Origin of the sequence: Shimia sediminis (assembly GCF_003990645.1) — a bacterium.
Lineage (GTDB): Bacteria > Pseudomonadota > Alphaproteobacteria > Rhodobacterales > Rhodobacteraceae > Shimia > Shimia sediminis.
The window spans coordinates 401203-412229 of record NZ_RYZK01000004.1 but is presented as its reverse complement, the minus strand read 5'-3'; the positions used below and the strand labels follow the sequence as shown (position 1 = coordinate 412229).

General features: G+C 55.1%; 9 protein-coding genes and 1 pseudogene. 7 read left to right on the top strand and 3 right to left on the bottom strand.

What is annotated here, in order from left to right; translation table 11 throughout:
* Positions 1-66: 66 nt before the first annotated feature.
* A pseudogene (locus tag EK369_RS12030) lies at positions 67-731 on the bottom strand (IS3 family transposase); the annotation flags it as partial.
* Between the two features lie 303 nt (positions 732-1034).
* Complete coding sequence (locus EK369_RS12025; RefSeq protein ID WP_127114475.1) at positions 1035-1664, bottom strand: TetR/AcrR family transcriptional regulator; 630 nt, start codon at positions 1662-1664, stop codon at positions 1035-1037.
* Between the two features lie 132 nt (positions 1665-1796).
* Between EK369_RS12025 and EK369_RS12020 the strand changes: the two genes are divergently transcribed.
* Genes EK369_RS12020 through EK369_RS11990 form a run of 7 tightly spaced genes read left to right on the top strand, consistent with a single transcriptional unit; the run spans position 1797 to position 10023 of the window.
* On the top strand, positions 1797-2867 hold the full coding sequence (locus EK369_RS12020; RefSeq protein ID WP_127114474.1) for an ABC transporter ATP-binding protein: 1071 nt from the start codon (positions 1797-1799) through the stop codon (positions 2865-2867).
* A gap of 5 nt (positions 2868-2872) precedes the next feature.
* On the top strand, positions 2873-3769 hold the full coding sequence (locus tag EK369_RS12015) for an ABC transporter permease (RefSeq protein ID WP_127114473.1): 897 nt from the start codon (positions 2873-2875) through the stop codon (positions 3767-3769).
* Positions 3729-4571 (top strand): ABC transporter permease, encoded by an 843-nt coding sequence (locus EK369_RS12010; protein ID WP_438672164.1) that lies wholly within the window; start codon positions 3729-3731, stop codon positions 4569-4571. Before EK369_RS12015 ends, EK369_RS12010 begins: the two co-directional genes overlap by 41 nt.
* A 16-nt stretch (positions 4572-4587) precedes the next feature.
* Complete coding sequence (locus tag EK369_RS12005; protein WP_127114472.1) at positions 4588-5613, top strand: ABC transporter substrate-binding protein; 1026 nt, start codon at positions 4588-4590, stop codon at positions 5611-5613.
* A gap of 59 nt (positions 5614-5672) precedes the next feature.
* Complete coding sequence (locus tag EK369_RS12000) at positions 5673-7322, top strand: amidohydrolase (protein WP_127114471.1); 1650 nt, start codon at positions 5673-5675, stop codon at positions 7320-7322.
* A 24-nt stretch (positions 7323-7346) separates the two neighbouring features.
* Complete coding sequence (locus EK369_RS11995) at positions 7347-8573, top strand: serine hydrolase domain-containing protein (RefSeq protein ID WP_206198082.1); 1227 nt, start codon at positions 7347-7349, stop codon at positions 8571-8573.
* A 13-nt stretch (positions 8574-8586) separates the two neighbouring features.
* On the top strand, positions 8587-10023 hold the full coding sequence (locus EK369_RS11990) for an amidase (protein ID WP_127114470.1): 1437 nt from the start codon (positions 8587-8589) through the stop codon (positions 10021-10023).
* Between the two features lie 361 nt (positions 10024-10384).
* Here the strand turns inward: EK369_RS11990 and EK369_RS11985 are convergent, their stop codons facing one another.
* Positions 10385-11023, bottom strand: coding sequence for a TetR/AcrR family transcriptional regulator (locus tag EK369_RS11985; protein ID WP_127114469.1), 639 nt, complete (start codon positions 11021-11023; stop codon positions 10385-10387).
* Between the last annotated feature and the right edge of the window lie 4 nt (positions 11024-11027).

Here is an 11027-nt window from a genome sequence, read left to right as displayed (position 1 = left end):
ACGACCGACAGCAATCACAGCTTCAACATCGCGCCGAACCTGTTGAACCGGGACTTCCTCGCTAACCGCCCATTTCTGATTGGGCGCATCCGCGTGAAAGTCGCGGTTCAGCAAATTCGGCGCGATGCTGAAGGCATGGTTGCTGTCTGTAGTCACCTTGTATTTCTTCGACCGTTCGACACGTATGCCATTCTCGCGCATCAATCGGCCGACACGGCGGTGGCCAATGTTCAGCCCCAACTCTTTTAGCTCTTCGGTCATCCGTGGGCGGCCATAACTGCCCAGGCTGAGACGGGATTGTTCCTTGATGTGGGCCAGAACGATCATGTCGGTTCGCCGCCTTTGACTGGCAGGTCGGCTGCGATAAGCGCGCAGGCCACGGGAACTGACATCCAGCACGTCACACATCCGATTGGTGCAAAAGGCGTGACGGTGTTCTTCGATGAACCTGAACCTCATGGCTTTTGGCCCGCGAAGAACTGCGTTGCCTTTTTTAGAATCTCCCTCTCCTCCTTGAGAATGCGGTTCTCCCGTCGAAGTCGCTCATTCTCACGAGCAAGGTCCAGATCCTTGTCGGATACCACATCGGTGTCGCGATGTGCCGTAACCCATTTGTTCAGCGTCGAAACGCCAACGCCCAGATCAGATGCCACCTGTTTGCGTGTTAGCCCGCTTGTCAGCGCGATCCGCACCGCATCAGCCCGGAACTTGTCCGTTCGTTTCAGTCCCACAGTTCGTCTCCTTTGCTGCAATAAATGCTATCAAAGGAGCGGCAACAAACCGGGGCAGGTTCAGAATGGTCCAGTGTCCCTGCCGCGTACAGCCGCTTGGGAGTAAAGGGGCAGATCGCTAACCCTCATCACAGCTGCAAAACCAGCCAGAGCCGCAGTGCCCGAACTCTTGACGTACAATGTCGATCTCAATGCCAAGGCGATCCGGAACGGCTCTGACTTTTTCTTCTCATAGTGCTGATCACAAGGGATGTTTTGGATGCCTTTGACGGTTTTCCCGTCAAGGTCGACGTGCCTGGCAAGTCAATGACTTGGGTTTGATCGATTGACCCATTGGACCAAACGTTTGTTGTGTCTGTCCAGACGCGCCATCAAAACATCGATACTCGCGTTTTCATCGCGCAGGAACTCCATGAAACACATGTTCGCGTTATTGTAGAGAATGCTGGCAAATTCGGTCGGAATGATCGAGGTATCCAAAAGATTTTCATCCTGCAATCGACGCACCATTGCCAGGTATTGCCGCTGCATTTTGGATAGGCACTTTTGGTACTCAATAGCGAAATGAGACGCCGGTTCACGCATGAATGCCGCAATTGCAACACGCCACATTTCCCGCGTAACGCCCCCCTCAATTTCGTGGAAATAGCATCGCGTCAGTTCATTGACGGCAGATTCGGCGTCCGAAAATGGATTGGAGAGAGCTGTGCTGCTGAACGAAAAGGCAATGTCAAAGTCGTCAACGATTACCGCCAGCAGCAAGGCATTCTTGGTTTTGAAATAGGTGTAGACCGTGCCGACCGATACATCGGCGCGTTCTGCGATTTCTTCAAGCTTTACAGCGTCGTAACCGCGCTCTCGAAACATTTCCAAAGCAGCCTTGAGCATGCTCTGTCGGCGCTTGTTCTTTTGTCTTTCTCGTAGACCCGTCATACCCAACACTTACGTATTTCTAAGCTCGAATGCAATATTATAGTTGACTTCAATTATTTTCATCCTGTTTCATTGCCGAATGGGAAGACCACCCGGTCTGCCCGTGCTGCAACTACGGATGGCATAGACAACATGATCGAGATTTCGGGGCTGACAAAAACCTTCGGGTCCGGTGACAGTGCGTTCACGGCTCTCAAGGATGTCACGGTCACCATTGAGGAGAATGAGTTTTTCACGCTGCTGGGACCGTCTGGTTGCGGAAAGACAACTTTGCTGCGGTCCATTGCAGGATTTGTCGACCCGACCACGGGTAGCCTGACCATCAATGGTGATGACATCTTGTCCAAGGCGCCTTTTGATCGTCCGGTCAATACGGTGTTTCAGAGTTATGCGCTGTTTCCGCATATGACGGTTTCAGAGAATATCGGATTTGGCCTGGAGATGCAGAACCGACCCAAGTCCGAGGTCCAATCCATCGTTCAGGAAATGCTGGAGTTGGTGCAGATGACGGCATTGGCGGATCGCATGACCAGCCAGATTTCCGGGGGGCAACAGCAGCGTGTAGCTTTGGCGCGGGCGCTGGCGCCGAAACCCAAGGTCCTTTTGCTGGATGAACCGCTGTCTGCGTTGGACTTCAAATTGCGCAAAGAAATGCAGATCGAGTTGAAACGGTTGCAGCATGAAACCGGGATCACTTTTGTTTTCGTGACCCACGATCAGGAAGAGGCATTGACCATGTCGGACCGGATCGCCGTTATGAATGGGGGGCGGATCCTGCAGATCGGCGGGCCCCGCGAAATCTATGACCACCCGGCAGAGCGCTTTGTGGCGGACTTTATTGGCGACACCAATTTTGTCAGCGCGGACTTGCAGTCAGTAGAGGGAGAGGCGGCTGAGATCGTCCTGCCATCCGGCAAAGCCATTCAGGCGCGAAGTGTCACAGGGGGAGCGACATCGGGAAAAGTGACCATTGCCGTGCGCCCCGAGCACGCAACCTTGACAGCACCCGGTGCTCTGATTGATGGAACTCTGCAAAACATTGTCTATTTCGGCACCGACACTCACTACCACATCGAAACCGACGCGAATTCCACATTCGTCATTCGGCGGCAAAATCAGCCCGACGCTGCCGAAAGTCAGAAGATTGGCGACAAGGTTGGCATATCGTTCAATCCCGGCGTCGCTCAGGTTTTGAGGGACTGATCGCGATGTCGAGCGAAACCCAATCCTCCCGCAATCGCTGGCTGTTGCTGTCACCCGCCCTGGCAATCCTGACACTGGCTGCGGCCGGACCACTGCTGATCGTTGTGGTGTATTCTTTCCTGACGCCTGGAGATTACGGCGGTGTTATCTGGCAGTTTTCAACAGATGCCTGGTTCAACGTGGTGGCCGAGCGGGATTTCTTTGATGAAACCATCGGACTGTCAGATGCGCACCTGTCGATTTTCTGGCGTTCGGTACGCTTGTCATTGTTGACCACGATCGTGGCCTTTCTGGTGGGCTTCCCGACCGCGTATTTCATTGCCACCCGCCCGGAAAATCAACGCAATATCTGGATGTTGCTGATCATGGTGCCCTTCTGGACCAACCTGTTGATCCGCACTTTTGCAGTGATGGAAATCATCCGAAACGAGGGCGTTATCAACAGCGTTCTGGTCGGTGTCGGTCTGGTTGACCAACCCATACAGATGCTGTTCACCGATTTTGCTGTTACGCTGGGGATGTTTTATGTCTACCTGCCGCTCATGGTGCTGCCGATTTATGCCAGCATGGAGCGTATGGACTTCTCGCTGGTCGAAGCCGCCTTTGATCTCTATGCGACGCGCTGGCGGGTGCTCCGCAAAGTCATTTTCCCAATTGTAAAACCGGGTGTTGTGGCGGGGTCCATCCTGGTCTTCATTCCCTCTCTTGGGGCCTATGTCACACCGCGTGTCTTGGGTGGTGGCAAGAATCTGATGATGGGCAACCTGATTGAATTGCAATTCGGGCAGGGCCGCAACTGGCCTCTTGGGGCGGCTCTGTCCATCACGCTCTTGGCCATCGTGATGGTCGCGCTGATTTTCTATGTGCGTTCCGCCGGAACCGAGGAGACTCCCCATGGCTAGATCTCGTGCCTTCGACGTTCGCCGCCAGTCTGGTTTTGCCTTTGTTGCCCTCAGCTGTTTTGTGTTGCTGTACCTGCCAATCATCCTGCTGGTAGTCTACTCTTTCAACGCTGGAACCAGCATCGCTGTCTGGGAAGGATTTTCCTGGCAATGGTATGTTTCCGCTTGGCAAAATGAAAAGGTGCAAGAGGCGACAATTCTGTCTCTGATCATTGCTACTTGCGCATCGATTGTCGCAACCTCGGCTGCGGTGATGGCCGCCTTGGCCACGACGCGCACGTCAAAATTCCGCGGCTCCGGCCTTGTTTTTGCGATGATCAATCAGCCTTTGATGATCCCGGAAATCGTGACTGCCGTGGCGCTGTTGATCTTCTTTGCAATGATCAAGGTTGCAACAGGGTATACCGGGATTTGGTACCTGATCATCGCGCACTCGGCGTTTTGTATCCCGTTTGCCTATATGCCGATCCGTGCGCGGTTGCAGGGTATGGATCTCAACCTGGAGCAGGCTGCCGCCGACCTCTACGGCCGCCCGTGGCAGGTATTCCGGCGGGTGACGCTGCCACAGCTTTGGCCGGGAGTGTTGGCCGGGGCGATGCTGGCTTTCGTGATTTCTCTGGATGACGTCGTGATCACCGAGTTCGTCAAATCCGCAGGCCAAGACACTTTGCCGACTTACATGTTGGGCCAACTGCGCCGGGTTATTACGCCGGAAATCAACGCTATCTCAACCGTATTGCTCGCGATCTCCGTTGCTCTGGTGGTCGCGTTCTACATGCTTTCACAGAGCAAAAAACAATAACTCAGGGAGAAACTTTATGAGAACACTCGTAACATCTTTGGGCCTTGCGGCAACTCTTGCACTGCCTGCATTGGCAGATGGTGAACTCAACATCTACAACTGGGGAAATTACACCAACCCCGAGTTGATCGAGAAGTTCGAGGCTGAGACCGGCATCAAGGTCACAATAACGGATTTTGACAGCAACGACACCGCGCTGGCCAAGGTCAAGGCCGGTGGACACGGGTTCGACATCGTCGTTCCTTCGGGCACTTACATTCCGATCTGGGTCGGTGAAGGCCTGCTGATGGAAACCAATCCCAACCAGATGGAAAACTTCAAGCACATGGATCCACAGTGGGTGGATGTGGCCTTTGATCCAGGCCGCAAATACTCGGTTCCGTGGCAATGGGGAACTGTGGGCATTACGGTCAACACCGCTGTTTACGGTGGCAACCCGCACACCGCAGCGATGTTCCTGGACCCGCCGGATGAGTTGAAGGGCAAGATCAACGTCGTTCCTGAAATGAATGACGTGATGTCGCTGGCCATTTACTATCACGGTGGCACACAGTGCACTGCGGACAAGGCCATTCTGAAACAAGTGCGTGACACGCTGGTTGAAGCAAAGCAGCATTGGCTGTCGATTGACTACGGCACCATTGAGAAATTCGTGAAAGGCGATTTGGCTGCTGGCGTGAACTGGAATGGAGCTTCGTTCCGGGCGCGGGCTCAGAACCCGGACATCATTTTTGGCTACCCACAAGAAGGGTATCCGGTTTGGATGGACAACGTCGTGGTTCTGTCCGACGCAAAGAATGCCGAGAACGCGAAAACCTTCCAGAACTTTGTGATGCACCCGGAAAATGCCGCTCTGATCTCGGCATTTGCGCGCTATGCCAACGGGATTGCAGGCTCCGAAAAATACATGCCGGAAGAAATGGCAACGGCCCCCGAGGTGGTGATCCCTGATGATCTGAAGGCAGCAGCCTATGTGGCCGAAGTCTGCCCCCCGGAAGTCACCAAGATCTACACCAAGATCTGGACCGAACTGCAAAAGTAAGACTACCGACAGGTAGACGGGATGCCCGGTTGCGGGCATCCCGAACATTGGAGAAAAAAATGCCTGATATCGTCATCCTCAATGGGCGGGTCATCACCTTTGATGGTCCGGACGCCGAAGCCTTGGCCATAACTGGCGGCACAATCACCGCCGTTGGCACAAACGCCGAGATTCGTGACCTAGCCGGAAGTGCCCGTGTGATTGATGCGCAAGGCGGCACAGTACTGCCTGGTTTCATCGACAGCCATGTTCACCTGTTTGGTGGCTCTGCTGAATTGGACTTCCTCAACCTGCACGGTGTCCGTGGCGCTGAGGCTTTGGCAAAGGCCGTGCGGCCCTATGCTGCGTCCCGTCCGGATGACAAGCTGCTTTTCGCCTGCTCAATTGACTACAGCATGATGGGGGATCGGGGTATCACCCGTCACGATCTTGACGCGGCAATGCCAGATCGTCCCTTTGCGGCCTGCACGGCAGACCACCACACCGTTTATGCAAATACCAAGGCCCTCGAGATGGCTGGTCTGATGCATGGTGCTGATTGTGGGGTAGGGTCAGAAGTTGTCATGGGCAAGGATGGTCTGGCCACCGGCGAGTTACTGGAAGCCGCCGCATTTGAACCGATCCTGGCCATGACCACTTTTGGCGGTCGCGAAATGTTGGGCATGGTCACCGGTGCCGACCCGGTGCCGATGCCAGATGCGCAAACCCGCGCCATCGACAAGGCCGCGATTGCAAAAGGCTACAAGCATTGCGCGTCCATGGGCATCACAGGCCTGCACAACATGGATGGAAACTTTTATCAGCTCGGGTTGCTGTCCGAGATGGAAAACGAAGGCACTCTGTTGTGCCGCACCGAGATCCCGATGCATCTCAAACACACTGATCCGGTTGAGCGCGTTGACGAGGCCGCCGAGATGCGGGCTCAATACAACAGCGATATGGTCTGGTCCAGCCGGGTCAAGATGTTCATGGATGGTGTGCTGGACAGTCGGACGGCTTACATGTTGGAACCCTATCCCGGCACCGACACATGCAGCGAACCCTTGTTTACAGATGAGCAGTTCAAACAAGCCTGTATCCGGGCGGATGCGATGGGCCTGCAAATTGCTGTGCACGCCATCGGTGATGCGGCCGTGCGCCAAACGTTGGATGGGTACGAAGCCGCCCAAAAGGCCAACGGCGTGCGCGACAGCCGCCATCGGATTGAGCACATTGAGACGATTCACCCAGATGACCTCCCTCGGCTGAAGCAGTTGGGAGTTGTGGCGTCCATGCAGCCTTTGCATTCGCCCTTGGGTGGTTTCTTTCTGCCGCCCTATGAACCCGATGACATTCTTCACGCCCACCAGATCAAAACTGCGTTTCCTTGGAAGATGGTTAAGGACTCGGGGGCGGCGTTGATCTTTTCGACGGATTGGCCGGTGGTGCCGGTCGACGTGATGCCGACGATCCAGGGCGCTGTGGCTGGCGCAAAGCTCCCCGATATCTGGCCTGATCAGCGCATTGGATTGCGTGACGCGCTGGCAGCATACACGCGAGACAATGCCTGGGTCGAATTCAACGAACATCGCAAAGGCCGTTTGAGCGCCGGTATGATGGCTGATGTTGTCGTGCTGGACACCGATCTGGAAAGCATTCCGGCACAGCATTTAGGGGCAGCCAAGCCCGTGGTGACGATCTGTGGCGGGCGGATCACATACCAGGCCTAATCCCGGCTCATGACAGGAGGTGTTATGTCCAAAAGTTACAAGAACTCGGAAATGGCACCTCCCATTATGGAAGGTGCTCCGCCCCCACCAGATCAACGCTTGCCGCTGATTGACTGGGACCGTCCTCCGTGGAACCGTTGGGCGTTTCAACGGGTGCAGCAGTTTCTGCCCACCGCGCCGATCCGCAAGGGGGCAAAGGCCTCGCTTTTGCCGGTAGAATTGCAAGACATCGGTGACCTTACCTTTGAAACCGAAAATGGTTCAAAAACCATCGACCAGTTTCTGGATGACACCTATACCGACGGCATGCTGATCATGTTGGACGGCAAGGTGATCTATGAAAACTATTTCAACGGTATGGATCAGCGCACGCTCCACTTGGCCCAATCCGTGTCGAAGTCGATTACAGCAACGGCGGCAGCTGGTCTGATCGATACCGGGCTGATTGATCCGCAGGCGCCCATCACGGACTACCTGCCGGAGCTGGCACAGACCGCGTGGAACACCGCCACTGTTCAGCATGTTTTGGATATGAGCACCGGCGTTTCCTACGAAGAAAGCTACGAGGTGCGCGACAGCGACATTGGCAAAACCGATTTCGCCAGTGGCTGGAAACCCGCGCCCCCTGAAACGGATACGTCGGATTGGCCAAGCTGCATTTGGGAGCAAATCCTGACTTTGAAGACAAAAGAAGCAGAGCACGGGAGCAGGTTCCTCTATCGCTCGATTGAAACCGATGTACTTGCGCACGCCATGGAGCGTGTGACCGGCCAGCGATTGCCACAGATCCTCTCTGAGCGGCTCTGGGCTCCCATGGGGGCGGAGGAGGACGCGAACATCACGGTGGATGCTTCCGGCTACGGCCTTGCCTGTGGCGGGATCAGTGCCTGCTTGCGGGACTTTGCACGCTTTGGATTTGCGATGCTCAACGACGGTCAGGTGGGCGGCAAGCAGGTTATCCCGCAAAGCTGGATAAACGACACACGAAACGGGCCGCATGGGCTCTTTAACGATGACGGCCGAAACTACTTTCCCAATGGAGCATACCGCAACCAATTCTGGATCGAAGATCAAGACCGAGAAGGGCACCTGTGTCTGGGTGTGTTCGGACAGACCATCTACATCTCACCCGAGCGTGGCATGGTTGCGGTAAAGCTGTCCACTTGGCCCGACTTTAGAAATCCAGAGTTTCTCAGGGAAACGCTTGCCGCATTCCACGCCATTTCACGTGCATTCGGACACTCAGGATAACAGGAGAAATCTCGTGACCAAAACCGATCTCGCCTATTTGCCCGCCTATAAGACACTTGAAATGTTCCGGGCCAAAACCCTGTCGCCGGTTGAACACATGCAAGCTGTTCTGGATCGCGCCAGCGACGTTGAGCCAAAAATCAACGCATTCACCTACACATACTTCGATGAGGCGATGGACAAGGCCAGAAAGGCCGAGGCCAAATATGTCGCGGGTAAGCCGGCTCGCAAGCTCGAGGGTCTTGCGGTTGGCATCAAGGATGAAAGCGAAATCAAAGGCCTGCCTACGTCAAACGGCTCATTGGCGATGAAAGACTACGTGGCCGAGCACACGTCTCCGGTGAATGAACGTATCTTGCGGGCCGGTGGGATAGTTCATGCGCGAACAGCGACGCCTGAGTTTTCCTGCACGGTGACAACCCACAGCAAGCTTTGGGGGGTAACCCGAAACCCGTGGAATTTGGAGCTTAGCCCCGGTGGCTCTTCCGGTGGTTCTGCGGCGTCGCTGGCTGCGGGGACATCGGCGCTGTGTTCGGGTTCGGATATTGGGGGATCAATCCGCATTCCGTCCTCGACCTGCGGGCTTTACGGTCTCAAGCCCACATTCGGTCGAAATCCGGCGGACTCGCCATTCAATCTGGATCACTATGCTGTTGATGGCCCGTTGGCACGGACCGCCAGGGACATGATCTTGTTGCAGAACACGATGTGTGGACCACATCGAGACGATATGGTGTCTCTGCGACCAAAGCTGACCATTCCGTCCAACCTCCAATCGATCAAGGGGTGGAAAATCGCTTACTCTTCGAACTTGGGTTTTTATGACGTGTCCGAGGACGTGCGTGAAAACACCGAAACTGCCCTTGATGCCTTCCGTTCCGCTGGGGCTGTTGTCGAAGAGGTGGATATCCCCTGGACCTCTGACATCCTGCAAGGCGCGATGCAGCACCTTGAACATCTTTTTGGCGGCTCGCTTGCACCCTTGGTGGAAGAGAACCCCGATATATTCATGCCCTATACAAGGGCGATGGTTGACGGCGCAAAGGCCTCGAATGCGGGACTGTTTCTGGAGGCCGGCGAGATCGCCAACCGGATGTACAGCGCTTTGAGCAAGATGTTTGCTAAATATCGCCTGCTGGTTTGCCCCACGACAGCCTTGCCGTCGGTTCCGGCGGATAGCGATGGTGTCACAACACCGATCTTCATCAACGGCAAGCAGGTACATCCGTTGCATGGCTGGATCATGACGGTGCCTTTCAACATGCTCTGCCGCTGCCCGGTGGTTTCTGCGCCATCTGGGATAGGAGCGAGCGGTGTTCCGACGGGCATTCAGATTGTCGGCCACACCTACCGGGACCAGGATGTTTGCCGCGCCGCACTGGCATACGAAACTGTTCGCGGTGAGGGGTTTGTTGGCGCTGATGACCTTCCGGCAGTGGGTCTTGGGTAGCGCAACCTGCGCACGCCACATGACCCCAAATCCACAAGGCAATCGCAACGGCCATATCGATACAGGTGAGTAACGCTGGCGAACCAGCCTAAGCCTACCTGCCTGTTTTGAGTGATCCGCGGACGCGATCGGTTAAGCCGCGTCGTCGAAATCGCGTCTGAGCACTCCGGATGCTATGTCTTGCATGCTGTAAGCCACCTTATTCACGCGCGATCTTGCGGCCTTGTTTGTTGTGAACACATCATGGCCTCTTGTCTCGAATAGGCCGCAGATGCGCAAAGAACGGTTCTTCTTGCTAAGCGGAGCCTGTAACTGCGTCTCTGGATGGATTGTGTCGTCAATACCAAACCGGTTCAGGGTGCTATTGGCTGGCAATCTCGGGTCGCGGACGAGATGCCAGCTCAACAGCAGCGTTCTTTCCGATACCCGTCATACACAAAAGTTGTGTAATGATCTGGTTTTTGCTTCCAGGAGGGACATTGTCGTTGGTAATGGCAAGGGCCGCTCCGATCAGTGCATGGGTGGTCAATCTCCAGACCAGTTCAGCGTCAGACACCTGAAAACGACCAGCCTGCGATGCGCGCCTTAAATCACGGATTGCGAAAGGGCCCATCATTCGGAACATCGCATCGGAAATGACTTCCGAGCGATGCAACAGCTGCTTCCAGTGTGCATCCCCTGTAGCTGTATCCAGCACAATTCGAATGCCATACGCATAGACCTGTGCGGGATCTTCAAATGTATCGGTGACTTCTTCAATTCTTAGGGCCAGATCGTGCATTAACGTTTCGAGCACGGCGATTGCCAGTTCATCTTTTGATTTGAAGTAGCTGTAAACTGTGCCCGCGCCAACGTCCGCTCTTTCAGCGATTTCCAACATCGTCGCCGCGTCGACCCCACGCTGTGACATGACTTCTCTGGCGGCCCCTATCAGTGCCTGTCGGTTCCGACGCTGACGTTTGGCAACTCGGCCCTCTTTTACTGGCATTGGCTTGCTCATTATG

What these genes read in the sequence shown, in the direction of transcription:
- EK369_RS12025 (WP_127114475.1), bottom strand. Translation starts at nt 1,664, where the DNA reads ATGACGGGTCTACGAGAAAGACAAAAGAACAAGCGCCGACAGAGCATG.
- EK369_RS12020 (WP_127114474.1), top strand. Translation starts at nt 1,797, where the DNA reads ATGATCGAGATTTCGGGGCTGACAAAAACCTTCGGGTCCGGTGACAGT.
- EK369_RS12015 (WP_127114473.1), top strand. Translation starts at nt 2,873, where the DNA reads ATGTCGAGCGAAACCCAATCCTCCCGCAATCGCTGGCTGTTGCTGTCA.
- EK369_RS12010 (WP_438672164.1), top strand. Translation starts at nt 3,729, where the DNA reads ATGTGCGTTCCGCCGGAACCGAGGAGACTCCCCATGGCTAGATCTCGT.
- EK369_RS12005 (WP_127114472.1), top strand. Translation starts at nt 4,588, where the DNA reads ATGAGAACACTCGTAACATCTTTGGGCCTTGCGGCAACTCTTGCACTG.
- EK369_RS12000 (WP_127114471.1), top strand. Translation starts at nt 5,673, where the DNA reads ATGCCTGATATCGTCATCCTCAATGGGCGGGTCATCACCTTTGATGGT.
- EK369_RS11995 (WP_206198082.1), top strand. Translation starts at nt 7,347, where the DNA reads ATGTCCAAAAGTTACAAGAACTCGGAAATGGCACCTCCCATTATGGAA.
- EK369_RS11985 (WP_127114469.1), bottom strand. Translation starts at nt 11,023, where the DNA reads ATGAGCAAGCCAATGCCAGTAAAAGAGGGCCGAGTTGCCAAACGTCAG.